Source organism: Actinacidiphila sp. DG2A-62 (assembly GCF_035825295.1).
GTDB lineage: Bacteria > Actinomycetota > Actinomycetes > Streptomycetales > Streptomycetaceae > Actinacidiphila.
In genome coordinates this window covers 7,246,944-7,273,556 of sequence record NZ_JAYMGI010000002.1, presented here as the reverse complement: position 1 = coordinate 7,273,556, position 26,613 = coordinate 7,246,944, and the positions used below count along the sequence as shown (strand labels likewise).

General features: G+C 75.1%; 17 protein-coding genes and 2 pseudogenes. 8 read left to right on the top strand and 11 right to left on the bottom strand.

Features of this window, described 5'->3' with window-relative positions; all coding sequences use genetic code 11:
• Positions 1-154 precede the first annotated feature (154 nt).
• The 3 genes from VSR01_RS32295 to VSR01_RS32285 are packed head-to-tail and all read left to right on the top strand — an operon-like array spanning position 155 to position 5,078.
• Entirely contained in the window at positions 155-2,122 is a 1,968-nt protein-coding gene (locus tag VSR01_RS32295; protein ID WP_326452530.1) for an HSP90 family protein, read from the top strand.
• Entirely contained in the window at positions 2,119-4,650 is a 2,532-nt protein-coding gene (locus VSR01_RS32290; protein WP_326452529.1) for a hypothetical protein, read from the top strand. Before VSR01_RS32295 ends, VSR01_RS32290 begins: the two co-directional genes overlap by 4 nt.
• Positions 4,602-5,078 (top strand): hypothetical protein, encoded by a 477-nt coding sequence (locus VSR01_RS32285; RefSeq protein WP_326452528.1) that lies wholly within the window; start codon positions 4,602-4,604, stop codon positions 5,076-5,078. Before VSR01_RS32290 ends, VSR01_RS32285 begins: the two co-directional genes overlap by 49 nt.
• A gap of 100 nt (positions 5,079-5,178) precedes the next feature.
• Here the strand turns inward: VSR01_RS32285 and VSR01_RS32280 are convergent, their stop codons facing one another.
• Together VSR01_RS32280 and VSR01_RS32275 are read right to left on the bottom strand one after the other, a co-directional pair.
• Positions 5,179-5,904: a Mut7-C RNAse domain-containing protein gene (locus VSR01_RS32280; RefSeq protein WP_326452527.1), complete on the bottom strand. Its 726-nt coding sequence runs from the start codon at positions 5,902-5,904 to the stop codon at positions 5,179-5,181.
• Positions 5,905-6,025: 121 nt separating this feature from the next.
• On the bottom strand, positions 6,026-6,835 hold the full coding sequence (locus tag VSR01_RS32275; protein ID WP_326452526.1) for an exodeoxyribonuclease III: 810 nt from the start codon (positions 6,833-6,835) through the stop codon (positions 6,026-6,028).
• 131 nt (positions 6,836-6,966) lie between these two features.
• Between VSR01_RS32275 and VSR01_RS32270 the strand changes: the two genes are divergently transcribed.
• Positions 6,967-7,455: a GNAT family N-acetyltransferase gene (locus VSR01_RS32270; protein WP_326452525.1), complete on the top strand. Its 489-nt coding sequence runs from the start codon at positions 6,967-6,969 to the stop codon at positions 7,453-7,455.
• 136 nt (positions 7,456-7,591) lie between these two features.
• Here VSR01_RS32270 and VSR01_RS32265 read toward each other — a convergent pair whose 3' ends face one another.
• A complete protein-coding gene (locus VSR01_RS32265; protein ID WP_326452524.1) occupies positions 7,592-8,770 on the bottom strand; it encodes a M14 family zinc carboxypeptidase in 1,179 nt (392 codons plus the stop codon).
• A gap of 431 nt (positions 8,771-9,201) precedes the next feature.
• Here VSR01_RS32265 and VSR01_RS32260 point away from each other — a divergent pair, with 431 nt between their 5' ends.
• Together VSR01_RS32260 and VSR01_RS32255 are read left to right on the top strand one after the other, a co-directional pair.
• On the top strand, positions 9,202-9,984 hold the full coding sequence (locus VSR01_RS32260; RefSeq protein ID WP_326453943.1) for a response regulator transcription factor: 783 nt from the start codon (positions 9,202-9,204) through the stop codon (positions 9,982-9,984).
• On the top strand, positions 9,977-11,101 hold the full coding sequence (locus VSR01_RS32255) for a sensor histidine kinase (RefSeq protein WP_326452523.1): 1,125 nt from the start codon (positions 9,977-9,979) through the stop codon (positions 11,099-11,101). Before VSR01_RS32260 ends, VSR01_RS32255 begins: the two co-directional genes overlap by 8 nt.
• Positions 11,102-11,138: 37 nt before the next feature.
• Here the strand turns inward: VSR01_RS32255 and VSR01_RS32250 are convergent, their stop codons facing one another.
• From VSR01_RS32250 to VSR01_RS32225, 6 genes and pseudogenes are all read right to left on the bottom strand, one after another.
• Positions 11,139-12,077: a S66 peptidase family protein gene (locus VSR01_RS32250; protein WP_326453942.1), complete on the bottom strand. Its 939-nt coding sequence runs from the start codon at positions 12,075-12,077 to the stop codon at positions 11,139-11,141.
• Positions 12,078-12,136: 59 nt separating this feature from the next.
• Complete coding sequence (locus VSR01_RS32245) at positions 12,137-14,131, bottom strand: prolyl oligopeptidase family serine peptidase (RefSeq protein WP_326452522.1); 1,995 nt, start codon at positions 14,129-14,131, stop codon at positions 12,137-12,139.
• Complete coding sequence (locus VSR01_RS32240) at positions 14,128-15,687, bottom strand: M20/M25/M40 family metallo-hydrolase (RefSeq protein ID WP_442785595.1); 1,560 nt, start codon at positions 15,685-15,687, stop codon at positions 14,128-14,130. The genes VSR01_RS32245 and VSR01_RS32240 overlap by 4 nt, the downstream gene beginning before the upstream one ends.
• Positions 15,680-16,513, bottom strand: coding sequence for a M55 family metallopeptidase (locus tag VSR01_RS32235; RefSeq protein ID WP_326452521.1), 834 nt, complete (start codon positions 16,511-16,513; stop codon positions 15,680-15,682). The genes VSR01_RS32240 and VSR01_RS32235 overlap by 8 nt, the downstream gene beginning before the upstream one ends.
• 71 nt (positions 16,514-16,584) lie before the next feature.
• Positions 16,585-17,327: pseudogene (locus tag VSR01_RS32230) on the bottom strand (class I SAM-dependent methyltransferase).
• A 49-nt stretch (positions 17,328-17,376) separates the two neighbouring features.
• A pseudogene (locus VSR01_RS32225) lies at positions 17,377-19,780 on the bottom strand (SpoIIE family protein phosphatase).
• Between the two features lie 513 nt (positions 19,781-20,293).
• Here VSR01_RS32225 and VSR01_RS32220 point away from each other — a divergent pair.
• Positions 20,294-22,018 carry an MFS transporter gene (locus VSR01_RS32220; RefSeq protein WP_326452520.1) on the top strand — a complete coding sequence of 575 codons (1,725 nt, stop codon included), beginning with the start codon at positions 20,294-20,296 and terminating at the stop codon, positions 22,016-22,018.
• Between the two features lie 17 nt (positions 22,019-22,035).
• Here VSR01_RS32220 and VSR01_RS32215 read toward each other — a convergent pair whose 3' ends face one another.
• Positions 22,036-24,672, bottom strand: coding sequence for an MFS transporter (locus VSR01_RS32215; RefSeq protein ID WP_442785594.1), 2,637 nt, complete (start codon positions 24,670-24,672; stop codon positions 22,036-22,038).
• Between the two features lie 148 nt (positions 24,673-24,820).
• Positions 24,821-25,276: an SRPBCC family protein gene (locus VSR01_RS32210; RefSeq protein ID WP_326452519.1), complete on the bottom strand. Its 456-nt coding sequence runs from the start codon at positions 25,274-25,276 to the stop codon at positions 24,821-24,823.
• Between the two features lie 196 nt (positions 25,277-25,472).
• On the opposite strand from VSR01_RS32210, the gene VSR01_RS32205 reads away from it, so the two are divergent.
• On the top strand, positions 25,473-26,606 hold the full coding sequence (locus tag VSR01_RS32205; RefSeq protein ID WP_326452518.1) for an Rv2578c family radical SAM protein: 1,134 nt from the start codon (positions 25,473-25,475) through the stop codon (positions 26,604-26,606).
• Positions 26,607-26,613 lie beyond the last annotated feature (7 nt).

The window sequence follows — 26,613 nt, the reverse complement described above, 5'->3', positions numbered from 1 at the left end:
CACACCCCGCGCCTCCCGCTCCCCACGGCGGCACCCCACCACCCGACCGGCACCACCCGACCGGCACCACCCGACCGGCACCGCCCGACATCCCCGCACCGCCCCCGCACCGCCCGGCAGCACCGCACGGCCACGAACCGAAAGAGCAGATCTGGTGTCAGACGCCCCCGCCACCCACAGTTTCCAGGTCGACCTGCGCGGCCTCGTCGATCTGCTTTCGCACCATCTGTACTCCAGCCCACGGGTGTACCTGCGCGAGCTGCTGCAGAACGCGGTGGACGCGATCACCGCGCGGCAGGCGCTGGACCCGGCCGCGCCCGCGCGGATCACGGTCCGGGCCGGCGACGGGCGGCTGACGGTCACCGACAGCGGCGTCGGACTGACCGAGGCGGACGTGCACCGCTTCCTGGCCACCATCGGCCGCAGCTCCAAGCGCGACGCGGACGGCGGGCTGGACGGCGACCGGCTGGCGTCGGCCAGGACCGACTTCATCGGGCAGTTCGGCATCGGTCTGCTCGCGTGCTTCGTCGTCGCCGACGAGATCACCGTCACCACCCGCTCCGCGGCCGACCCGAAGGCCCCGGCGGTGCAGTGGCGCGGCGGCTCCGACGGCCGCTACGCGATCCGTACCCTGCCGGCCGGGGAGGTCGCCGAGTTCGGGACCACGGTGGCGCTGACGCCGCGCGCGGACGCCGCGGAGTGGACCGCGCCGGACCGGGTGGTCGCGCTGGCCCGGCACTACGGCAGCCTGCTGCGGCACGAGGTCACGGTCGAGGACGACCGCGGCGGGAGCGTGCGGATCAACGAGACGCCGGCGCCGTGGGAGGTGCGGCACGGCTCGCCGCAGGCCCGGCGCGAGGCGCTGGCCGAACACTGCCGCAGGACCTTCGACTTCACCCCGCTGGACACCATCGACCTGGACCTGCCGCTGGTGGGGCTGCGCGGCGTGGCGTACGTGCTGCCGACGTCGGTGCACCCGTCCCGGCAGGCCGGTCACCGGGTGCATCTGAAGGGCATGCTGCTGTCCGACCAGGCGCCCGAACTCCTGCCGGACTGGGCGTTCTTCGTGCGCTGCGTGGTCGACGCGGACAGCTTGCGGCCGACCGCCTCGCGCGAGGCGCTGTACGAGGACGAGACGCTCGCGGCGATCCGGGAGGCGCTGGGCGCGCGCATCCGCGACTGGCTGACCGGTCTGTCGGCCAGCGACCCGGCGCTGCTGCACCGTTTCATCGCCGTGCACCACCTGGCGGTCAAGGCGCTGGCCCGCTACGACGACGAACTGCTGCGACTGCTGCTGCCCTGGCTGCCGTTCGAGACCACCGACGGGCAGGTGACGCTCGACGAGTTCACCCGCACGCACCCGGTGGTGCTGGTCACGCAGACCGTCGAGGAGTTCCGGCAGGTCGCGCCGATCGCCGGGGCGGCCGGCCTCGGGGTGGTCAACGGCGGCTACGCCTACGACCGCGACCTGGTGCACCGGCTGCCGGAGATCCGCCCGGGCTGCACGGTCACCGATCTGGACCCCGCGACGGTCACCGCGCACCTGGACGCGGTGGACCCGGGCGCGGAGCTGTCCGCCGCGGCGTTCCTGCACATCGCGCGCGAGGTGGTGGGCGAGTTCGACTGCGACGTGGTGCTGCGCAGCTTCCACCCGGTGAGCGCGCCGGCCCTGCTGCTGGACAACCGGGAGGCGCGGCACGAGCGCGCGCGCAGCGAACTGGCCGCGTCCTCCGACGGGTTGTGGGCGGACATCCTGGGCAGCCTGCGCGGACAGGCGCCGCGGGCGCAGTTGGTGCTCAACCACCTCAACCCGCTGGTGCGCAGGGCCGCTTCGATCGGCGAGCGGGAGCTCGCGGTCACCGCGGTCGAGGCGCTCTACGGGCAGGCGCTGCTGATGACCAGGAGGCCGCTGCGGGCCTCGGAGAGCGCGCTGCTCAACCGCGCGTTCATCGGGCTGCTGGACCACGCGATGCACGAGTCGCCGGCGCGGGACGGCGCGGCGCGGGGAGGACCGGGACAGGACGCACCGGGACAGGACGCACCGGGACAGGGCGGCCGGGCTCCCGGCGGTCCCGGGCAGGGCGGGACCACGTACGGCGGCGGGCAGGAGGAGGGCAAGTGACCGTTGCCGCGGAGGACACCCCGGACGCCGTGTTCGCGGCGCTGCGCGAGAACAACGACCGCCCCTACGGCCGGGCGCGGACCGTACGGGCCGAGGAACTGGTCGCCGCCGCCGAGCAGTTCGACGACAAGGGCGCCCTGGTCACCGCGCTGTTCGAGCTGATGTCCGCGTACACCTACGGCGGCGAGCAGCGGAAGTCGCCGGTGGCGTTCGCGCGGATCATGAAGATGTGGGACGAGCGTCCCGAGGACTTCAGCGAGTGGGAGGAGCACCAGCTCTACTGGCGCTTCAAGTGGGTGACCACCGCGCTGCTGCAGCTGCCCGAGATGCCGCTGGCCGCGATCGAGCGCTGGACCGGCGAGATGCGCGAGCGGTACGCCGCGGCCGGGCACGGCATGCAGCCGGTGTACGCGATGCGCTATCTGGTGGCCCGGCACACGGGCACGGCGACGGACGAGGCGTACGACCTGTGGACGACCCGTCCGCGCACCGACCTCAGCGACTGCGAGGCGTGCGAGACCCGGCTGCGGGCCCGCCACCACGAGGCGTCGGGCGACGACGAGCGGGCGCTGCGCGAGTGGCGGCCGGTGCTGGAGGGCGGCCAGAGCTGCCTGGAGGAGCCGTACGTCAGCATGGCCTACGCGCTGCTGCCGCTGGTGCGCACCGGCCGTACGGACGAGGCGCGTTCGCACCACCTGGCCGGCTACCGCTTCGCCCGCGGCAAGCCGGACATGGCCGAGGCGATCGGCCTGCACCTGGAGTTCTGCGCGCTGACCCGCAACGAGGGCCGCGGGCTGGAGATCCTGGCGGAGAACCGGGCGATGTTCGAGGCCACCGGCACACCGCTGGACCTGCTGGGGTTCCTGACCGGTGTGGAGGTGCTGCTGGCCCGGCTGGCCGGCCAGGGGCACGGCACGCTGGCGGTCTCGGGGCCGCCCGGCCGTTCCTGGACGGTGGACGCGCTGCTCGCCCACGTCCATGCCGAGGGCGCCCGGCTGGCCGCCGCGTTCGACGCGCGCAACGGCAGCGACGCGGTCGGCGCGCGACGGCTGGCCCGACTGGCCCGCATGCCGCTGCTGGTCGCGCCGCTGGCCCTGGGCGTACGGGCCGCGGGGCCCGCGCTGCCCGCACCCGCGCCGGCGCCCGGGCCGGTCGGCGCCGCCGCCGAACCCGCCCCCGAGGACTTCGGTGACCTGGTGCGCCGCGCCCGAGAGTTGTCCGCGATCGGCCGGCCCGACGCGGACGGACTGTGGGACCTGGTGGAGCGGCGGGCCGCCGAGCCCGGCCATGTCCACGACGAGGCGCTGGGCCCCGCGGAGCTGCTGGCCGCCGAACTCGCCGAGCGCCGCGCCTTCGCCGGCTTCGACCGCGACGACTGGGGCCCGGCGCGCGACACGATGCTGGAGGCGGCCGCCCGCTACGACGCCGCGGGGAACCCGGGCCGCGCGGCCTCGGCACGCGCCCGCGCGGCGACGGCGCTGGTGGCCGCGGCGCAGCAGACGGACGGCGCGGCGCACCGGGCGGACGCCGGGCCGGCGAGCCGGACACCGGTCGCACCGCCGAGGCCCGAGCCGAGCTGGCCGCCGAACTGCTGCTCGCCCAGCGGCTGTCGGAGACCGGGGCCATCGAGCCCGACCGGTATCTGGCGATCCTGCAGTGCGCCGCGATGGTCGCCCGCCACGACCTGGTGGACCTGCTGCCCGAGCCGCCGCGGGAGGCGGTCGACGCCTTCGAGACCGCGGTGGCGCGGCTGCTGGCCGAGGCGGAGCGCCTGGGCTCGCCGTCGCGCGCCTCCGCGGCCCGCCAGTACGCGGCCGAGGTCGCGGCCCGCACCGGCGAGTTCGAGGCGGCGACCGCCGAACTCGACCGCGCCCTGCAACTGGTGGAGGACGCGGGCCAGCCGTGGCGCACCCCGCGCCCGCTGGCGCTGCTCGCGCAGATCAAGGTGCAGAGCGGACACGCCGAGGAGGCGGTGCCGCTGGTCCACCAGGCGCTGGCGGCTGCCGCGCGCTGGCCGGACGCGTCGCTGTCCCTCGGCCCGTTCCACGCGCTGCTCGGCCACGCGTGCGCCCACTCCGGCGATCTCACCGGCGCCGTACGGCACTTGTCGGAGGCCGCGGACCGGCTGGACCGCGAGGACGCGCCCGCGCACGCCGCGCAGGTCAGGCTGGAGCTGGCGGACGTGCTGGCCGAGGACGGGCGGGCGGCGGACGCGGTGGCGGTCCTGGAGTCCGTGGTGCTCGGCGGCACCGCGGAGCTGGACCCGCGGCTGGCCGCGCAGATCAGGCTCAACCTCGCCCGCGGGCTCGCGTCCCTGGGCGAACAGCGCGCCGCCGCCGAGGAGTTCCTGCGGCTCGCGGACGAGGTGGCGCAGTGGACCGACGAGCAGTACACGCACACCCTCGTCGCCTGCGAGGCCGCCGCGGCGCTGGCCAAGGCGGGCCTGTGGGACGCGGCCCGCACCGCGTACGACCGGGCGGTGGCCGGCCACGCGAAGGCCCCGCGCCCGGCGCCGGTGCTCGGCATGATGCGGGAGTTCGCCCGGCAGACGATGGCCGCGCAGGAGGCCGACGGGCTCGCCGACGCACTCGGCTACCTCGCCCACGCCGACGAGGTGATCGCGGCGGCCGCGGACTCCCCCGATGTCGTCGTCTGGTACCAGCGCGGCGCCACCCGCTACCAGCGCTCCCGCTGCCACGCCTCCGCGCACGCGTACCAGGAGGCGCTCGCCGAGATGGAGCGGGCGATCAGCGCCTACGAGGACGGCGGGCCGGCTGGCGAGGAGCCCCGGGCGGAGGCGGTGCGCATCGCGGCGCTGCTGGAGGCCAACGCCCTCGGCGCCCCCGACGCCGCCCGCGCCCGCCTGACCGCGGCCGTCGCCCGCTGCGAGGCGGCCGGTCTCCCCCAGGCGGCCGCCGCCCTCGCCGCCACCCGGGAGTCCCTCGCGGCGCGGTGACACCGGGCCGGGCCGGCCGCCGGCGGCTGCCGAGGGTCCGGGATGGGACGCGGGCCCCTGGTGGTGGGCGCCACGCCCCCGGTCGGCGCGCGGCGGCAGGCTACGGCTGCGCGCCCCGCGTCATCTCGTCGACGAGGGCCTGGAGGCGGGCGTGGTGGGCGCCCTTCCAGTAGACGCGGGCGCAGTCGGCGCATTCGGCGAAGACGTCGTAGGTGGACCGGGTCCCGTCGTGGAGGCGGTCGCGGACGGCGGCCTTGTCGGCGCGGACGAGCCGTCCGTTGCAGGCGACGCAGCGGGTCCAGGGGGCCTGCGGCGGCGCGAACCGGCCGAGCACGTCGCGCAGTTGTTCCTCCGGCCGGTCGCTGTAGACGTAGCCGCCGGCCCACAGCTCACGGCGGCGCAGCAGGCCCCGGTCGCGGCTGAGCATCACGCGGCGCTCGCGGGCCGACCACGCGGCGAGCGCGGGATCGCCGACGTCCTCGTTGCTGTAGGCGGTGTCGACGCCGAGCAGGCGCAGCCGGCGGGCGAGCGTGCCGAGGTGGACGTCGAGCAGGAAGCGCAGCGGGGCGCCCGGCACCCGCTGCGGGCGGGTCACGGGGTGCACGGTCACGTCCTCGCCGTCGCGCGGGACGTGCGCGGGCTCGGCGTCGCGGCCGTCGACGGTGAGCCGGCCCACCTCGGTCAGCGGGACGCCCAGGGACTCCACGACGTGGCCCAGCGAGGACGTGCCGTCGGTGGCGAGTGCGTGTGCGCCGCCGCGGCGGGCGGCGGGGACGAAGACGTGCAACTCGGGGGCGATCGTGACGGTGATGCGCGGTCGGTCCACGCGGCCCAGCATGCCACCGTACGGCGGGGTGGCGCGCCCGTGTTTCGGGCGCACGCCCTCGTCGCAGGGCCTTTCCCGGGGCCCCTCGCACCATGCGCGCGGCGCGCGGACGGCGCTGCTCCTACACGTCGTACGCGACGGTCACCGGCGCGTGGTCGGACCAGCGCCTGTCGTGGGAGGGCGCGCGTTCCACGACCGCGCTGACCGCGGTCTTGGCCAGGTCGTGGGTGGCCACGTGGTAGTCGATGCGCCATCCGCTGTCGTTGTCGAACGCCTTGCCGCGGTAGGACCACCACGAGTAGGGGCCGTCGGCGCCGGGGTGCAGGGCGCGGACCACGTCGGTCCACGCGTCGGGGGCGAGGACGCCGGTCAGCCAGGCGCGCTCCTCGGGCAGGAAGCCGGCCGCCTTCTGGTTGGACCGCCAGTTCTTCAGGTCGGCCTGCTGGTGGGCGATGTTCCAGTCGCCGACGACCAGCGCGTGGCCGGCGTCCTCGCGGGCGCGGGCGCGCAGGGCGGTCAGATGGGTGTGGAAGACGTCCATGAAGCGGTACTTCTCGTCCTGGCGGGGCGTGCCGGCCTCGCCGGAGGGCAGGTAGAGGCTGCCGACGGTGACCGTGGTCCCGGCGTGCGGCAGGTCGATCTCCAGATAGCGGCCCGAGGCGTCGAACTCGGCCGCGCCGCAGCCGACCCGCACCGCGGTGGGCGCGCGGCGGCTCAGCACCGCGACCCCGGCCCGGCCCTTGGCGGCGGCCGGCGCCCAGTAGGCGTGCCAGCCGTCCGGGTCGCGCAGGCCGTCCGGCAGCTGGTCGGGCTCGGCGCGCACCTCCTGCAGGCACACGACGTCCGCGGCGGTGGACTCCAGCCAGGGCAGGAAGCCCTTCTTGGCGGCGGCGCGGATGCCGTTGACGTTGGCTGTCGTGACGGTGAGCATGCCTGGACCCTATCCGGCCGCCCTACGGGTCCCGCCGGGCGCCGGTCGGGCGCCGGGCCGGCCGCCGTACGGACGCCCGCCGACGCGTGTCCGCGCCGCCCCTCCGGGGACTGTCACCGCACACACGTACGATGGTGCGCGTGGAGATCAGAAAGACCCGTTTCGACGCCCCGGACGCCATGAAGCTCAACGACCTCGTGCAGGCGGAGTACGCCGAGCGGTACGGGGACGGCGACCTGACGGTGATGGACGCGGCGCACTTCGAGCCGCCGCGCGGCCTGTATCTGCTGGTGTACGACACCGACGGCACCCCGGTGGCCAGTGGCGGCTGGCGCGCGCAGGACGCCTCGCCCGAGGGGTTCCTGGACGGCGACGCGGAGATCAAGCGGATGTTCGTGATGCGCGAGGCGCGCGGCCGCGGCCTGGCCAGGGCGCTGCTGGCGGAGCTGGAGGCGAGCGCGACGGCCGCGGGCCGCACCCGCATGGTGCTGGAGACCGGCCTGAAGCAGCCGGAGGCCATCGCCCTCTACGAGTCGTCGGGATACACCCCGGTGCCCAAGTTCGGCTACTACCGGCACGACGAGCTGAGCGTGTGCATGGGCAAGCCGCTGAGCGGCTGAGCGCAACCGAGCGGTGCCGGGACCGAGCGACGCCCGGACCGCGCGGCGCCCGGACCGGCCACCGCCGGGCGCCGGGGCTCCCGGGGCGCCCACGGAAGACGGAAGCCGGAACCCGGCCGGCGCCCGGTCCGCGCCTTCAGGTGCACAGCTCCTCGTAGACCGCCATCACGCTGCGCGCCTGCTGTTCGACCTGGTCGGCGACCGGCACCCAGCGGGGGTGGTAGGCGCTCTCGTAGGCCGCGCACCACTGGTCGACCAGGTGCGTGACGGTCGGCACGGCGGCGATCCTGCGCAGCATGGCGGCGGCGCGCAGCGGGATGCGCTGCGCGTACACCTCGATGCTGGTGACGCGCGCGGTGGTCATCGGGGGCAGCGGCGCCGCGTCCGCCGGGCGCAGCGCGGGGTCCCACTCGGCACTCAGCTGCGGTCCTATGCCGACGAGTTCGCGGACGGTGCGCAGCATCGGACTGTCCGCGCCGATCAGGTCCGGGTCGATCTTCTCCAGCACCCGGGCCACGGTGGGCAGGTCGCGGCGCAGTGCCGCGCCCGCGGTGCGCAGCGCGTGGTCGGGGTCGGGGTGCGGGGTGGTGTCGGCGCTGCGGTCGCAGGCCCACATCGGGACCTCGACGACGGCGGTGACACCGTCGTAGCGCTGGGCGTGCGCCCAGGTGGAGTGGGCGCCGTCGCCGGCCTCGGAGGCGGGCGGCATCACATAGACCCCGGGGCCGGGGCTGGGCCACTGGAAGGCGTCGGACGAGCCGCTCTCCAGCGGTATGTCCAGCTCGGCTGCGGACTTGCCGATGCGCTCGGGGACCCCGGGCACGTCGCTGGTGAGCTGCACGAAGCTGCCGCCGACGTCGATGCCGTGCAGCGAGCACTGGAGCACCGGTCGCAGCTCGTCCAGCAGCGCGACCAGCGCGCGGGTCTCGGGCAGCGCCGCGCGGCCCGGGCCGCCGTCGTGCGGCAGCCACTCGGGCTGCTCGGCCGAGCACGGGCGGAAGAAGTGCTCGTAGTGGCCGCGCAGGGTGTAGGGGCCGGGCAGCCACGGCTCGTTGAGCGCGGCGCCGTCGGGATCGATGCACAGCAGGAAGCGCCAGGTGGTGCCGTCGTCGGCGCCGCGTTCGCGGTCCGCGGCGATCTGCTCGGCCAGCCGCAGCACCGTCGCACCGCCGACGGCCGCCTCGTTGGCGTGCGGGCCTGCCACCACCAGAACGTTCCGCGGACCCTGCCCGACCGACAGCATCAGCAGCGGACGTCCCGCGCGCGACCTGCCGACCGCCTCCAGACGGCAGATCCCGGGATACCTCACCGTCACCGAGCAGGCACCCTCTGTCACTTCGGCTGTCGTCGGATACTGCTCTCTCGTCACCGCAATCCCCCTGGGACGGCCGGCGTCGGGACCGGCCGTATTACGACATCGAGTAGTGGGTCCCGTTAGTAGGTCACGCACCGCATCGGGGTGTCAACGGTGCTACCAGGACCGATGCGGGCCTTTTGCGGAGGCTCGTCGTCCGCATCGCGCGCGTCCGCACCGGGTCCGAAGGCCGTACGGAGGACGGCCGAGGGCGGCGGCAGGCGTGCGGCGCAGCAGGAGTACGCCGCGGCGGATCTTACGGATCGGGGACGGCGGGCGGGACGAACGGCGGAAGCATGGTCACTGTCAGTGGCGGATGTCAGACTCGGGACCATGAACAGCGCACGCCTTCCCGTACCGCACGAGCCGGCCTGCCCCGCCGGCGGGTGCTGGTGGTCGATGACGACCCGACCGTCTCCGAGGTCGTCGCCGGATATCTCGACCGGGCCGGTTTCGCCGTGGACCGGGCCGCGGACGGGCCCTCCGCGGTGGCGCGCGCGGCGGCCACCCGCCCGGATCTGGTGGTGCTGGACCTGATGCTGCCGGGCATGGACGGCCTGGAGGTGTGCCGCCGGATCCGCGAGGACGGGCCGCTGCCGGTGGTGATGCTCACTGCGCGTGGCGACGAGGACGATCGCATCCTCGGCCTGGAGGTGGGTGCCGACGATTATGTGACCAAGCCGTTCAGCCCCCGTGAGCTGGTGCTGCGGGTGGAGTCGGTGCTGCGCAGGGCGGGCAGCCCGCCCGATCCGGGACCGTGGCTGCGCTCGGGCGCGCTCGCGCTGGACCCCGCGGCCCGCCGCGCGTTGCGGGACGGCCGGGAGCTGCCGCTGACGATCCGGGAGTTCGACCTGCTCGCCTTCTTCCTGCGGCACCCGGGACGTGTGGTGGGGCGCGAGGAGCTGATGCGGCGGGTGTGGGGCTGGGAGTTCGGCGACCTGTCGACGGTGACCGTCCATGTCCGCAGGCTGCGCGAGAAGATCGAGGACGACCCGGCCAGCCCCCGGCTGATCAGCACGGTCTGGGGCGTCGGCTACCGCTTCGACGCGGCGGACCCGCCGGACGCTGCGCCCGGCGAGTCGGCGGAGGCGGGCCCGGCGGACGCGGCGGACGCGGCGGGGAGACCGGCGGCGGGCCCCGGCCCGGGGGGCCGTGGAGGTGGACGCGATGCGTGATCTGCTGGTCATGGCGGCCTACGCCGCGCTGGGCGCGGTGGCGGCCGGGCTACTGGGCGCGCTGGTGCTGCGGCTGCTGCGGCACCGCTCGGTGGCGCTCTCGCTCGCGGTGGTCGCGGTGGTCACGGTCGCCGCGATGCTGGCCGGCACGCTGTCGGTGGCATGGGCGATGTTCCTGTCGGAACACGATCTGGGGGTGGTCACCACGGTGTGCGCGATGGCCGCGGTGGTCTCGCTGGCGGTCACGCTGATCCTCGGGCGGCGGGTGGTGGCCGGCAGCCGGGCGCTCACCGAGGCGACCAGGGCGCTGGGCGACGGCGCCGGGTTCGCCGCGCCGGACGCCGCGCCGACGGCGGAGCTCGCCGAACTGGGCAGGGAACTGGCGGCCACCAGCGCCAAGCTGGCGGCCTCGCGGGAGCGCGAGCGGGCGCTGGAGGCCTCCCGCCGCGAGCTGGTCGCCTGGATCTCGCACGACCTGCGCACCCCGCTGGCCGGGCTGCGGGCGATGACCGAGGCGCTGGAGGACGGCATCGCCGAGGACCCGGCCCGCTACCACCGGCAGATACGCACGGAGGTGGACCGGCTCAGCGGCATGGTCACCGACCTGTTCGAGCTCTCCCGCATCCAGGCCGGCGTGCTGCCGCTGTCCCCCACTCGGATGTCGGTGTACGACCTGGTAGGCGACGCGATCGCCGGCGCGGACCCGCTGGCCGCAGAGCACGGGGTGCGGCTGGTCGGGGACGGCGTGGAGCCGGTGCCGGTGGAGGTCGACGGCCGGGAGATGACCAGGGTGCTGGCCAACCTGCTGGCCAACGCGATCCACCGCACCCCCGCCGACGGCACGGTGGCAATCTCGGCCCGGCAGGACCCGGCCGCCGGGGCGGTGGTGCTCTCGGTCACCGACGGGTGCGGCGGCATACCCGCGGACGACCTGCCCCGGGTCTTCGACACCGGCTGGCGCGGCACCGGCGCGCGCACGCCGCCGGCCGGGGCGGGCCTGGGCCTCGCGATCGTGCGCGGCATCGTCGAGGCCCACCACGGCCGCGCCACCGTGCAGAACGTCCCCGGGGGCTGCCGCTTCGACGTCCTCCTCCCGGTCGCCCGGGCGCAGGGCTGAGCCGACGGCCGGCGGACCGGGCCCGGTGCGGCCGGGGTCAGACCAGTGCGGGGTCGGTCAGGGTGAGGGTGCCGGCGTCGGCGTCCAGGACGGCGGGGACGCCGAGCGGCAGGGTCAGCGTCGAGGGGCAGTGGCCGAAGCCGAACTCCTCGACGACGGGCACACCGAGGCCGCCGAGCCGGTCGAGGAAGAGTTCCCGCAGCTTGTCGTAGGGGCCGCAGTCCTGCCAGGAGCCGAGCAGGACGCCGGACACGCCGTCGAGCCAGCCGGAGCGGAGCAGTTGGGTGAGGATGCGGTCCAGCCGGTAGTCCTCCTCGCCGACGTCCTCCAGGGCGAGCAGCCCCCCGGCCGCGGAGCGGCGGGCCCACGGTGTGCCGAGGTCGGAGGCGAGCAGGCTGGCGCAGCCGCCGAGCAGCACGCCGGCGGCCCGCCCGGGCACCAGCGTCCGGGCCGTGGGCGGCGCGATCACCCGCGTCTCCTCCGGGGCGAAGAGGGTCGCGCGCAGGTGCTCCTGGGTGGCGGCGTCCTTGAGGAACGTCTCGGTGGCGCACATCGGGCCGTGCACGGTGGCGACGCCGAGCCGGACGGCGAACGCCTCGTGCAGCGCGGTGATGTCGCTGTAGCCGATCAGCGCCTTGGGCGGCCCGGAAGCGGACAGCGCCGCCCGCATGGCCAACCAGTCGAGGAGGTCCACCATGCGCTGCACCCCGTAGCCGCCGCGGGCGCAGAGCACCGCGGCGATGGTGGGGTCGCACCACATACGGGTCAGGTCGGCGGCGCGGTCGCGGTCGTCGCCGGCCAGGTAGCCGGACGGGTGGTCGTCCAGCAGGTGCGGGGCGACCACCGGTTCCAGGTCCCAGCCGCGCAGGATGTCCAGGCCTGCGTCGAGCCGTTCGCGCGGGATGGCGCCGCTGGGCGCGACGATCCCGATCCGGTCGCCGGCCCGCAGCCGCCGCGGCCGCTCCAGCGCGGCCACCGGCGCGGGCGGGCCAGCGGCCGGCTTCCCCGCTCCGGTCGCGCCCGGTCCCGCCGCGCTCACGTGGTCAGCTCCAGGCGCGGCACGCCCTGCGGTTCGAAGCCGAACACCTGGGCGTAGAGGGAGAGTTCGGCCTCCAGGCAGGCGACCATCGTGTCCAGCCGGCGGAAGCCGTGGCTCTCGCCCTCGAAGGCGAGGTAGGCGTGCGGGACGCCGCGGCCGGCCACCGCGGCGAGCAGCCGTTCGCACTGCACCGGCGGGCAGATCACGTCGTCCAGGCCCTGGAGCAGCAGGAAGGGCACGGTGATGCGGTCGGCGAGGTTGACCGGCGAGCGTTCGCGGTACCGCTCGGGCACCTCGTCCAGCGGTCCGATCAGCGACTCCAGGTACTGCGACTCGAAGTCGTGGGTCTCGCCGCCGGTCCTGGTCCAGGTGGTGAGGTCCAGGATGGGGTAGATGACCGTGCCGCAGGCGTAGGTGTCGCTGGTGGTGAGGGCGGCGGCGCTGGTCCAGCCGCCGGCGCTGCCGCCGCGCACGGCGAGCCGGGCCGGGTCGGCCGCGCCTTCGGCGACCAGGCCGCCGGCCACCGCCGCGCAGTCCTCGACGTCGACCACGCCCCACTGCTCGCGCAGCCGGTTGCGGTAGGCGCGGCCGTAGCCGGTGGACCCGCCGTAGTTCACCTCGGCGACGCCGATGCCACGCGAGGTGAAGTAGGCGATCTCCAGGTCGAGGACCATCGCGGCGCGGCTGGTGGGACCGCCGTGCGCCCACACCACGTAGGGCGCGGGGCCCTCGCCGGCGGCCTCGGGGTTGCGCGGCGGGTAGATGTGCGCGTGCACCTCTCGGCCGCCGGGCCCGGTGAAGACGCGGTCCACCGCCTCGGGGAGGTAGGCGGGGTCGACGGTGTCGTGGTGCACGGCGCCGATCGCCCGGGAGCGGCCGGTGGCGGTGTCGAGTTCGACGATCTCGTGGGCGGTGCGGGCGGAGGCGGCGACCCCGATGACCCGGTCGCCGGCCACCGCGAGGGTGGGGTTCCACTCCGTCCACGGGCCGGCGGCCTCGGTGAGTCCGCCGGTGGCCGGGTCGAGGACGGCGGGCCGCAGTGCGCCGACGCCGTGCAGGACGGCGACCAGGCCGCTGTCCAGCGGGCGGAACCAGCGCTGGCCGAGCTTCCACAGCGGCCCGGCGAACTCCTCCTCGCGCGGGCAGAGATTCTCCGCCGCGCCGGTGGCGGGGTCCACCCGGTGCACGTTCCACCAGCCGGTGCGGTCGGTGGCGGCCAGCAGCGAGCCGTCCGGCGCCCATTCGGCCTGGGCGACGGACTCCTCGGGGCCGCCGATCAGGGTGCGGGAGGGGCCGAGCCGTCCGTCGGGCCCGAGGTCGGCGATCAGCAGCTCGGTGCCGTCCCAGGGCATCAGGGGGTGGTCCCAGGCCAGCCAGACGGCCTGCCGGCCGTCCGGCGACAATCGCGGACCGGTGACGAACCGGTGGGCGGTCGCGGCCAGTTCGCGGACCGCGCCGCGGTCCTCCGCGGCCGAGCCGTCCAGCGGCACCGCGGCGGCGACGCGCCGGCAGTCGCTGGGGCCCTCTCCGGTGAACTCCTCCAGCACCGCCCAGACCTCGCCGCGCTCGGGGTGCAGCGCCAGGTCGGCCCAGCGCAGTCCGCCGCCGACCGCGGAGACGGGGCTGAGCGGCTGCGGCTGCTCGTCCGGCCGGTCCGGACGGAAGACGTAGAGCCGCTGGTCGAGGTGGTGGACGAAGACGATGAGCGGGGAGTCGTCGACGACCGCGCCGGCCCACGGGGTGCCGCCGTACTCGATGACGCGGCTGCGGACGTTCCACGGCGGGGGCAGCGGGCACTCCTCGGTGCCGTCGGGGCGGCGCCGGATCAGCGCGCGGCGGCCGGCCTCCGCGGGCCGGGGCGCGGTCCACCACACCTCGTCGCCGACCACGCCCACGTATTCGGGGCTGCCGTCGTGCGCGGCGGCGGTGGCCGCGTCGATCGGCGAGGGCCAGGCGCCGTAGGGGGTCACGGGCGGTGCGCCGGGCGTCATCGGACCGCCTCCCCCGCCGTGTCGCCGCCGGCGACATCCTGACGTGCAAGTCGCTCGGCGGTCTGGACCGCCTCCCCCGCCGTGTCGCCGCCGGCGGCCGCACGAGCCGCCGCAGCGCCGGGGCCGGCTGCCGCTCCGACCGCGACAGCCGCTGGGGCCGCCGCCGTGCCCGCTTCCTGTGCGGCGCTCTCCTCGCGTGCCTCAGCGCCGCGCAGGAAGCGGTCGAGGACCCGGACGCCGAAGTGCAGCGCGTCCACCGGGACGTGCTCGTCGACGCCGTGGAAGAGCGCCTGGTAGTCGAAGCCCCGCGGCAGCTTCAGCGGCGAGAAGCCGTAGCCGGTGATGCCCAGGCGGGAGAACTGCTTGGCGTCGGTGCCGCCGGACATGCAGTACGGCACCGCGTGCGCGCCCGGGTCGAAGTGCTCCAGCGCCTCGCGCATCGCGGCGAACGTCGCGGAGTCCACCGGCGCCTCCAGCGGCACCTCGCGGTGGTGGTACTCCCAGTCGACGTGCGGGCCGGTCAGCTCGTCGAGGGTGGCGGTGAACTCCTCCTGGCCGCCGGGCAGCACCCGGCCGTCGACGAAGGCGGTGGCCGAGCCGGGGATCACGTTCACCTTGTAGCCGGCGGAGAGCATGGTCGGGTTGGCGCTGTTGCGGACGGTGGGCCGGACGAAGGTGGCGGCCGGGCCGAGCTTGTCCATCAGCGCGTCCACGTCGGCCAGGGCCTGCGGGCCGGCGTCGACGCCGTGCAGCGCGGCGAGTTCGGTGAGCGCCGCGCGGACCGTGGCGGTCAGCCGGACCGGCCAGCGGTGCTCGCCGATCCGGGCGACGGCCGCGGCCAGGTGCGCGACCGCGTTGTCGTGGTTGACCTTGGAGCCGTGGCCCGCCCTGCCCTTGGCGGTCAGCTTCAGCCAGGCGGTGCCGCGCTCGCCCGCGGCGACCGGGTAGATCCGCAGGGTGTCGCTCGCGTGGAAGGTGTAGGCGCCGGACTCGCTGATGCCCTCGGTGCAGCCCTCGAAGAGGGCCGCGTGCTCGGCGACGAGGAAGCCGGAGCCGTAGGCGGCGCTGTCCTCCTCGTCGGCGGTGAAGGCGAGCACGATGTCGCGGGCCGGACGGCGGCCGGAGCGGGCCCAGGCGCGCACGGTCGCCAGGATCATCGCGTCCATGTTCTTCATGTCGATGGCGCCGCGGCCCCACACCACGCCGTCGCGCACCTCGCCGGAGAACGGGTGCACGCTCCAGTCGGCGGCCTCGGCGGGCACCACGTCCAGGTGGCCGTGGACGAGCAGCGCGTCGGCCGACGGGTCGGCGCCGGGGATGCGGGCGACCACGTTGGCCCGGCCGGGGGCGGACTCCAGGACGCGCGGCTCGATGCCGGCGTCGGCGAGCTGCTCGGCGACGTACTCGGCGGCCGGGCGCTCGACGCCGTCGCCGCCGCCGCGGTTGGTGGTGTCGATGCGGATCAGGTCGGAGGTGAAGCGCACCACCTCCTCCAGCGCGCGGCCGTCCACGACGGGCCCGTCCGCGGGGCGCCGGGACTCGGACTGCTCAGCCATACTGCTCCTCCACGGCCTGCGAGACGAGGGTGGTGACCGCCTTGAAGGCGCGGATCGCCTCGTACATGGTCGGCAGCGTGTAGGCCACGCGGCGCTCCCCGGTGCGGTCGACGCCGGGCACGACCGCCGCGGCGCCGGCCAGGTGCACCGCGTCGAACTCCAGCTCCACGGTGAACGGCCCTGCCTGCGCGGGCTCCTGGCGCACCGCCAGCGCGGCGGCCTCCTTGGCCGCGGCCCGGATGTCGGCCGCGGTGCGGGCCGGCGGGCGGCAGACCGCGGCGTAGCGGGACACGTAGTCCTTGACGGCGACGGTGCGGGCGCGCGGGGCGTACCCCCGTGCGTCCAGGCCGGTGCGGTCGTCGCCGGTGACCAGCACCACCGGGACGCCGTACTCGGCGACCACCAGGGCGTTGAGCCTGCCCTCGCTGGCCTGCTCGCCGTTGACCCACACGCCGGTGATGGAGTTGGCGAGGTAGGTGTGCGCGAGGACGCCCTCGGTGCCGGCGCCGGTGTGGTAGCCGAGGAAGGCGATGCCGTCCACGTCGCCGTGCTGGACGCCCTCGACCATGGACAGGTCCTTGTGCCGGCCGGTGAGCATCTGGGCGCGCTCGTCCAGCTTCTCCAGCAGCAGGTTGCGCATGGTCCAGTGCGCTTCGTTGATCAGCACCTCGTCGGCGCCGCCGTCGAAGAAGCCGGCCACCGCGGCGTTGACATCGGAGGTGAACAGATGGCGGCAGCGCTGCCACTGCTCGCTGCCGGGCAGCACGTCGGCCGGCCAGGTCACACCGGTCGCGCCTTCCATGTCCGCCGAGATGAGGATCTTCATGCGCGTCACGTTACGCGGCCGTGCCCGGCCGCTGCCAGGGCCGGGCCCGACCTGTGGATGACTTCAGTGGTCTATACCTCCAGTGGAGCACCCGCATGCGCCGCGACCAGCCATTTCGACGGCAGTTCGAGCACCTCGCCGCCCGCGGTGAACTCGGTGGTCACCAGCGGCAGTTCCCCCTGCGCGGCGGGCGGCAGGCCGGCGTCGCGGAAGTACCCGGTGACCGCCGCGTCGCTCACCTCGCCGGGCGCTATGCCGTGGGCGAACACCGCGCCGAGCTTGGCCGGCAGGCCGGCCCCCGCGCCAGGCCCAGCAGCACCGCTTTGGCGGCCTCGGCCAGCTCCACCGCGAAGACCCGGCCGCGCTCCCCGGTCAGCGTCGCTATGCCCTCGACCAGGGCGGCGCGGTCGGCGGGCTCGCACTGATGGAGCACGCCGCGCATGTAGACGTTGGCATCGCCCAGTTCGTCGTGCAGCCGGCGGGTCGCGGCCGGGTCGGCGGCGTCCAGCAACCGGTAGACGGCCAGCCCCCGCGGGTCCGCCCGGCCCGCCCTGGCCACCGCCGCGGGCGCGATGTCCACTCCCACCACGCGCCGGTAGCGGCCGGCCAGGAACCGGGTCTGGGTGCCGTTGCCGCAGCCGAGGTCGATCAGCGGCAGCCCGGGGTCGAAGGCCTTCTCGAAGTACGGCAGGTGGCGGGCCGCGGTCACCGCCGGGTCGGCGTCCCAGAACACCGCGCCCGGCGTGTCCGGGGCGTCCCGCCAGAAGCTCTCCCACGCCTGCTCGTACCCGCTCGTCGCGTCCGTCGCGTCCACCCGCAACTCCCCTCCGGCTCGGCCCGCCGCCCGGCGCGGCGGCCGTACGTCAGCGTGCCGCCCGGCGCGGCAGCGTCTGCTCGAACCACACCGTCTTGCCCTGCGCTGTGCGGCTGACGCCCCACTCGCGGGCCAGCCGGCTGACGATCCGCAGGCCCCGGCCGCCCTCGTCGGTCGGCTCGGCGGCCAGCAGCACCGGCACCTCGTGGTCGTCGTCGGCGACCTCGCACAACAGCGCGTCGGCGCGCACCAGGCGCAGGCCCACCCGGCGGGTGTGGGCGTGCCGGACCGCGTTCGTCACCACCTCGCCGACCAGCAGCTCCGCGGTGTCGGCGACCGCGTCCAGGCCCCAGCCGCGCAGCGCCTCGCGGACCAGCCGGCGCGCCCTGCCCACCTCGCGGGGGTCGATCTCCAGCTCCCAGGCGGCCACGTCCTCGCGCGGAATGCCGCCGAGGCGGGCCATCAGCAGCGCCACGTCGTCCTTGCGCCCGCCGCGCGGGTTGAGCGCGCGGATCACCGCGTCGCACGCGTCGTCCATGGAGGCCGCCGGGTGCGCGGCGCTCTCGCACAGGGCGGCCAGGCCCGCGCCGATGTCCTGCCCGCGCACCTCCACCAGGCCGTCGGTGCACAGCAGCAGCCGGTCGCCCGCCGCCACCGGCACCCTGACCTCCTCGAACGCCACGCCGCCGACGCCCAGCGGGGCGCCGCTGGGCACGTCCAGCAGTTCGCCGCGGCCGTCCGCGGCGCGCACCAGCACCGGCGGGATGTGCCCGGCGTTGGCGATCAGCAGCTCGGACTCCACCGGGTCGTAGACGACGTACTGGCAGGTGGCCAGATACTGCTCGCCGAGCCGCTGGGCCAGGTCGTCCAGGGTGCGCAGCAGTTGCGCGGGCGGCATGTCGAGCGCGGCCATGGTCTGCACGGCGGTCCTGAACTGGCCCATCATCGCCGCGGAGTTCAGCCCGTGGCCCATCACGTCGCCGACCACCAGGGCCAGCCGCGAACCCGGCAGCTTGATGGTGTCGAACCAGTCGCCGCCGACCCGGCCCAGCAGCGTGCCCGGCAGGTAGCGGGTGGCCACGTCGCAGCCCGGCATCCGCGCCGGGATGCGCGGCAGCATGCTGTCCTGCAGGGTGTCGGCGACGTTCTCCTGGTACGTGTACATGCGGGCGTTGTCCAGCACCAGGCCGGCCCGGGCGGCGAGTTCCGCGCCGGTGACGCGGTCCATGTCGTTGAACGCCGGGCGCTCGCGGTGCCGCAGCAGGATCATGAAGCCCAGCACGACGTCGCGCGCCTTGAGCGGCACCACCAGCATCGAGCGGTTGTTGATCAGCGGGCTGATGTCGCGCTTGGGGAACTGCGCGGCGATCGCGTTGCCCGCCTCCTCGGTGATGCGCGGCACCAGCACGGGCTCACCCGTGGTCATGCACTGGAAGAACGGGGTCTGCGCGGGGAACGGCATGGACTCGCCGACCGGCACCACGTCGTCCCAGCGGCCGGGCTCGTCGGTGTGCTCCAGGGCGACCCGGTGCCACATCGTGGTGACGTCGGGCGGCCCGTCCGGGAAGCCCTCGCCGGCCAGCACCTGTTCGCGCAGATAGGTGCCGGCGACGTCGGTGAACCGCGGCACCACCGCGGCGCTGACCTCCTGGACGGTGCGCGCCAGGTCCAGCGAGCTGCCGATCCGGCCGCTGACCTCGTTGAGGAACTCCAGGTGCTCGCGGACCGCGGCGTACTCCAGGTCGGGCGCCAGGTCCTCCTCGGGCACCGCGTCCGGGTCGAGGGCCGCGGCGGCGGCCGCGGCACGCCGTCTGGCCTGCCGCTCCACCCGGCGCGGCACGCCCCAGTCGGGGGTGACCGGCACCCGGTCGTGCCAGGCTGATCTCCAGCACCGGGTAGCCCAGTTCGAGCACCTGGGCGACGATCCTGGCGCTGTCCAGCGGGTTCATGCTGGGCAGGATCTCCGGCAGCCGGCGGGCGAGTTCGTCGGCGCCGTCGAACTCGGTGTGCAGCGCGAAGCCCGGGGCGATCCGCTCCACGAGCGCGGCGGGGTCCCGGCCCGGAGCGGGGTCCTGCTCCACGGCCGGGTCCTGGCCGGACGTCCCGGCCCGCCCCGCGGCCGTCGCCGCGGCCGGCTCCGGGAGCACCCGGGCCGCGTCCGCGGCCAGCACCAGCAGCCGCTCGGGGCCGGGGCCGACCAGCGGGTAGGCCCACCACAGCAGGTCCAGGACGCCGCCGGGCCGGTCCGGCGCGTCGAAGACCCGGGCCCGGCCGGCCGTCGGGTAGCCGGCGTCGCCGGTCAGCGCGCCGCTGACCGGCAGCAGATCGGCCGCGGCGCGGCCCACGGCCTCCTCGCGTGGCCGTCCGAACAGCCGCCCGGCGCCGGAGCTCCAGTGGGAGACCAGCCCCTCGCCGTCCACGACGACCACTGCGAGGGGAATCCGCCCGGACACGCCGAACTCGCCGCCTTCGCCGGATTCGCCGCGCTCCCCGTGGGCATGAGGAACAGGGGATGGGACAGGACCAGCGGGAGCGACGGGAAGCACGGGGACGGCGGGGCCGGGGGCCGGGCCGGCGGCCGGTTCCGCACCGCCGGGACCGCCTTGAAGGTGACGGGGGTCCATGGTTCGTGGGGCTCCTTCCCGTGGCGCCCGCGGGCCGGCCGGGCTGCTTCCCGGGCCGGGCCATGGGAGAGCCGCCCCCTTGCTGCGGACCCCCCGGCACAAGATCTGCGGTGCCGCTACCACCGTACGGCCGGGACCACCCGGCGGGGGAGGCATCGCACGAAACCGGCGCACGCCCGCGCGCGAGCAACCGAACCGGGCGTGCTAGCGTCCAAACACCTGTGTTCGAACTATGGCCGGAAACCTCGCGGCACCAGTTCGGCCCCCCGCCGGTCGGGACCCCGGCCGGGGGCTCGCAGCCGCCGAGGCACCCGCTGACGTACCGCTGACGGAAGAGGCCACGTGACCACCTGGCAGCCCGCGCGCCTGGCCCCGGTCGGGGGACCTCGGGCTCTTCTGCGATGGCTGGACCCGCGCCATCCGATCTTCCTGGCCACCGCGGCCGCCGCGGTGCTGCACCTGCTCTGGGCGCTGTTCCTGGCCAAGGACTCCGGCGACATGGCCGCGCAGTACGCCTGGACGGACTTCATACGGGCGCACCCGTCGGCCTCGTACAACCTGTCCTGGTACGGCGGCATGCACCCGGCGTCGTACAGCATCCTGTCGCCGTACATCATGGCCGTGCTGGGGGTGCGGACGACCGCGGTGATCGCCGGGACGCTGTCGGCGACGGTGGCGACCGCGATGCTGCTGCGGGCCCGGGTGCAGCGCCCGCTGCTGCCGGTGCTGTGGACGGTGTTCGCTCTTTGGTGTGACGTCGTCTCCGGCCGGGTGACGTTCGCCCTGGGCATGCTCTTCGCGCTGGGCGCCACGGTGCTGCTGTTCCCCGCCGAGCGGGCCGCGCGCGGCCGGTCGTCCCGGCTGGCCGCGGTCGCGGTGCTGACCGCCTTCGCCACCATGTGCAGCCCGGTCGCCGGCCTGTTCCTGCTGGTGGTGGCCGCCTCGCTGTTCCTGACCGGCCGGCGCAACGAGGCGTACGTGCTGGCCGTGATGCCGCCGCTGGTGGTCGGCGCGACCTCGCTGCTCTTCCCCTTCTACGGGGTGCAGCCGTTCGCCTGGTACTTCGCCATCATCCCCTTCGCCACCGCCGTGGTGACCGCCTTCGTGGTGCCGAAATCCTGGCGCTCGCTGCACCTGGGCACCTGGGTGTACGCCCTGGGCGTGGGGCTCACCTACATCATCCCGTCACCCATCGGGAGCAACGTCGAGCGGCTGGCGCTGCTCTTCGGCGGCACGGTGCTGCTGATCATCGCGATGGCCAGCAAGTGGGGCACCCGCCGGTCGGTGATCCTGTGGCTGGCCTTCGCCGGCGTCGCCGCCTGGCAGATCGCCAAGCCGATCGTGGACCAGGTGAACACCTCGGCGGTCGCCTCCACCATCAAGTACGCGGCCCCGCTGATCAGCGAGCTGCGGCAGGTCAAGGCCGACCGCGGCCGCGTCGAGGTGGTGCCGCTGCGCACCCACTGGGAGGCGTCGGGCCTGTCGCCCTACGTCAACCTGGCCCGCGGCTGGAACCGTCAGGCCGACGTGGAGCGCAACCCGCTGTTCTACGACGGCACCCTGACCGCCGACACCTACCGCGACTGGCTGCGCAACTGGAGCGTCAACTACGTGGTGCTGCCCTCGGACCGGCCGGACGGCGCTGCGGTGGCCGAGGCGAAGATCGTCGCCGCCGGCAACAACGACTGGCTGCGCCCGGTGTGGCAGGACGCGCACTGGAAGCTGTACGAGGTGACCGGGGCCCTGCCGCTGGCCGATCCCCCCGCGGTGGTCAACGAGGCGGGGCCGGCGGAGCTGTCGGTGACGATGCCGCGGCCCGGCTCGGTGCTACTGCGCATCCCGTGGTCGCCGGTGCTGGGCATCGAGGGCGCCGACGACAACAAGCACGGCTGCCTGACCTCGGACGGCGACTGGACACGGCTGTACGCGCCGGCCGCCGGGACGTACCGGATCGGCGGGAGCTACTCGCAGATCCGCGGGACGCAGTGCCCGAAGGACGAGAAGCCGGACGAGGGCGCGGGCGCGCCGCCCGGGGGCCTGGCCAAGGTCTCCGCGGGCGGCGGCTGACAACACCCGGGCGGTTCTCAGTCCACGTGGCCGAGCTGCAGGTCGCGCTCGGTGCGGCCGCCGCCGGCCACCTGGAGGACGGTGGCCACCGGCGGGTAGCCCGCGGCGATCACGGTGTACTCCCCCGCGGCGAGGTCCACGAACCGGAAGTGGCCGTCGGGGCCGGTGGTGACCGAGTCCACCACGTTCCCCGCCGCGTCGAGGAGCGTCACCCGCGCGTCCTCCACCAGCCGTCCGCCGGGGGCCCGCACGACGCCGCGCAGCACCGCGCCGCCGGCCAGCTCCACGTCCTGCCGGGTCTCGCGGGCGGCCTGCAGTGACACCGGCATGGCCGCCGGGCGGAAGGCGGGCGCGCTGGCGGCCAGGGTGTACTCGCCGGCGACGAGTTCGGTCAGCAGGTAGCCGCCCTCGCGGCCGCTGCGGGCGGTGGCCACCACGTCGCCGCGCACGTCGGTCAGGGTGACGATCGCGTCCCTGACCGGGGTGCCGTCCGCGGTGTGCACGGTGCCGGCCAGCCGCCCGGCGCCGCCCAGCACCACGTCCAGCTCCACCGGGTGGTCGCCGACGGTGACGGTGACCGCCTGCGGCTGGTGGCCGCCGGCCGAGGCGATCAGCACGTAGCTGCCGCTGCCGGGGGTGCTCAGTGCGTACCGGCCGTCCTGCGCGGTGGCGCCGCGGCCGACCTGCTGCCCGGCGCCGTCGATCAGGGTGAGCGCGGCGCGGCCCACGCTGGTGCCGTCGGAGTGCTGCACGGTGCCGCACACCGGGACGCCGCCGCCGGTGCCGCGCCGGGCGCCGGGCACCGCCTCGGTCCGGTGCTCCGGGTCGGCGGTCAGCGTGCCGGCCGCCGGGGTGCGCGGCGGGTCGTAGTGCGGGTCGTAGGCGGTGTTGTCGAACGCCGGGTCGAAGGCGGGGTCGTGGGCCGCCGGGGCGGCGGGGCCGTGCTGGGACACCAGAGGTTTCTCCTTGAGCAGGAAGGCGAAGAGGAAGCCGAGGACGAGCACCGGCACCAGGTAGAGGAAGATCCGCGGCATGGCCTCGGCGTAGGCGGCGATGTAGCCGTCGCGCACCGGGGCGGGCAGCGTGCGGACCAGTTGCGGGGTGATCGACTCGGGGTCGGGGAGGGTGGCGCCGCGCGGCAGCTCGGCGGTCAGCCGGGTGGCCAGCCGGTCGGCGAACAGGGTGCCGAAGACGGCGGCGCCGACCGAGCCGCCGATCTGCCGGAAGTAGTTGTTGGCGCTGGTCGCCGGGCCGATGTCGGCCGGCCGCACGGAGTTCTGCACGGCCAGCACCAGGACCGGCATGATCATGCCGATGCCCAGGCCGAGGACGGCCATGTAGACGCTGTACTCCACCCGCGGGGTGTCGGCGTCCAGCAGCGACAGCAGGTACATGCCCACCGCGGAGAGCGCGCCGCCGAGGATCGGGAAGATCTTGTAGCGGCCGGTGCGGCTGATCAGCTGGCCGCCGACGATGGAGGCGAGCACCACGCCGAGCATCATGGGCAGCATCAGCAGCCCGGAGCCGGTCGCGCTGGCGCCGTCCACCATCTGCAGGAAGGTCGGCAGGTAGCTGGCGGCGCCGAAGAGCGCGACGCCCACCACGCCGCCGACGACGGCGGTGGTGTTGAAGACGCCGTCGCGGAACAGCCGCAGGGGGATGACGGGTTCCGCGGCGCGGTGCTCGACCAGCAGGAACAGCAGCGCGCACACCAGGGCGCCGGCGCCGAGGCCGAGGATCTCCCTGGACCGCCAGGCGTAGGTGCCGCCGCCCCAGGTGGTCAGCAGCACCAGGCAGGTGGAGCCGCCGGCGAGCAGCAGCGCGCCGAGGACGTCGAGTTTGGGGCGGACGGCGGGCTTGGGCAGTTTCAGCACCGCGGTGACCATGGCGAGGGTGATCAGGCCGAAGGGCACGTTGATGGAGAAGCACCAGCGCCAGGAGGCGTGGTCGGTGAAGAAGCCGCCGAGCAGCGGTCCGGCCACCGAGGCGAGACCGAAGGCGGCGCCGATCAGGCCCATGTACCGGCCGCGCTGCCGGGGCGGCACGATGTCGGCCATGATCGCCTGCACGCCGATCATCAGCCCGCCGCCGCCGATGCCCTGCACGGCGCGGAACGCGATCAGCTCGTCCATGGTCTGCGACCAGGCGGCGAGCGCCGAGCCGACCACGAAGGTCAGGATCGCGAACTGGAAGACGGCCTTGCGGCCGAAGATGTCGCCGAGCTTGCCGTAGATGGGCAGGCCGATGGTCGAGGCCAGCAGGTAGGCGGTGACGACCCAGGACATCTTGTCCAGGCCGTGCAGCTCGCCGACGATCTTGGGCAGCGCGGTGGCCACGATCATCTGGTCGAGCGCGGCGAGCAGCAGGGCCAGCATGAGGCCGAGGAAGACCAGCCGGACCCGGCGCGGGCTCAGTGTCTCGGCGGCGGGTGGCGCGCCGCCGGGGACGGGCCGCGCGGCGCCGCCCGGGTCGTCCCGTGCCGGGGCGGCCGCCTTCCCGGCCGCGCCCCCGTCGGCCGCCGCGTGCCCGACGTCCGCCGCCACACCCCCGTCGGCCGCCGCGCCCCCGTCGGCCGCCGCCGCGCGTCCGGCGTCCGCGCCGCCCGGCCCCTCCTCGTCCGCCGCCGTGCGATCGGCCAGCGTGCTGCCGCTCACTCCCCGCTCCCCTCGTCCCGTCCGCTCCGCCACGTTTCCCGCACGAGGCGACAACGAGGGACGAGGGCGACGATTCCCAGGAAGTTGGCGAAACCACCCTTATCGGTGAACGATCACGAAACCCGCGGAATGACCGCTCGTTGCGGCGCTACGCCTGCGCGGGCCCCTCGACCTGCGCCGCGAGGGCGGCGAGCAGCTCGTCGTGGATGCGGTTGAGCCCCTTGGGGGCGAACGTGCGCTCGAAGAAGCCGCCGACGCCGGTCGCGCCCTGCCAGGTGGTGCTTACCACGACCTTGCTGCGGCCGCTGCCGGCCGGGGTCACGGTCCAGGTGTTCACCATCGTGGAGTTGCGGTCGGTCTCCACCAACTGGCCCGCGGTGGGGGCGGTGACGTCGAAGAGGCAGTCGCGCACCCGCTTGCTGGTGGCCTGCAGCCGCCAGTGCACCACCGTGCCCGCGCCGGTGCCGCCGGCGGTCACCTCGTACTCGCTGAACTGGCCGGGAAGGATGCGGCCGCGGGTGCCGGAGTAGTCGGCGAGCGCCTCGTACACCTTCTCCGGCTCCGCCGCGACGATCCGCTCCGTGGTGGCATCGACCAGCGCCATGGGTTCTCCTCGGTTCGTGTCCGCCGCGCCGGTCCGCCGCGGCGGCCGTGCACGTCGGTTCTTCACGTGTCGCCCAAGCCAACCACACGCACGTATCGAATCTTTGTTCTATTGTGGGGAGCCGGGCCCCGACGCGGGGCGGCGGAGCGCCGGCAGAGGGCGGCGGAACCCGGGGGGACGACGAGAGGAGGGCGCGATGCGCTGGGACGCACTGGGCAGCCACACATCGGAAGGGGCGCTGTTCGCGGCGGACGCGGTGACGACGCGGACCTTCGACACCCCGGAGTTCCGCGGCATCACCTTCCACGAGGTCCGCGCCCGCAGCATCCTGAACCGGGTGCCGGGCGCCTCGCGGATGCCGTTCGAATGGACGGTGAACCCGTACCGGGGTTGCTCGCACGCGTGCGTGTACTGCTTCGCCCGCAGGACGCACAGCTATCTGGACCTCGACACCGGGCACGACTTCGACAGCCAGATCGTGGTGAAGGTGAACGCCCCGGAGCTGCTGCGCCGGGAGCTGGCCTCGCCGCGCTGGCAGGGCGAGCACGTCGCCATGGGCACCAACGTCGACTGCTACCAGCGGGCGGAGGGCCGGTACCGGCTGATGCCCGGCATCCTCACCGCGCTGCGGGACCGCGCGAACCCGTTCTCGATCCTCACCAAGGGCTCGCTGATCCTGCGCGACCTGGAACTGGTGCGGCAGGCCGCGAGCGTCACCGATGTGTCCGTCGCGCTGTCCGTCGGCTTCACCGACGGCGAGCTGTGGCGCAGCGTGGAACCGGGCACTCCTTCCCCTCAGACTCGACTGGCGGTCTGCCGCACCCTGCGCGAGAACGGGATACCCGCGGCCGTGCTGATGGCGCCCGTGCTGCCGTTCCTCACCGACTCCCCCGAGCAACTGCGCGCCACCGTGCGGGCGGTGGCGGCGGCCGGCGCGACGTCGATCACGCCGCTGACGCTGCACCTGCGGCCGGGCGCGCGCGAGTGGTACATGGCGTGGCTGGCCCGCACTCACCCGCACCTGGTGCGGCGGTACGAAGCGCTGTACGCGGACGGCGCGTACGCCCCGAAGTGGTACCAGCGCCGGATCACCCGCCAGGTGCACGAGTTCGCGGCCGAGTTCGGCTGCGGGCCGGGGCAGCGGGGGCAGCCGCGGCGGCGGTTCGGCGCCCCGGCGCGGGAAGACGGGTCCGCGGCGGCGGACGGGCGCGGGGCGCACCGCCCCGCGCCCGGTGATGGCCCCGCCGCCGCGGACCTCCCGGACGGCGGCGCCGCGCCGGGCGCCGGGCCCGCGGACCCGCCGGAAAACACCCAGCTGACGCTGCTGTGAGCGGTCT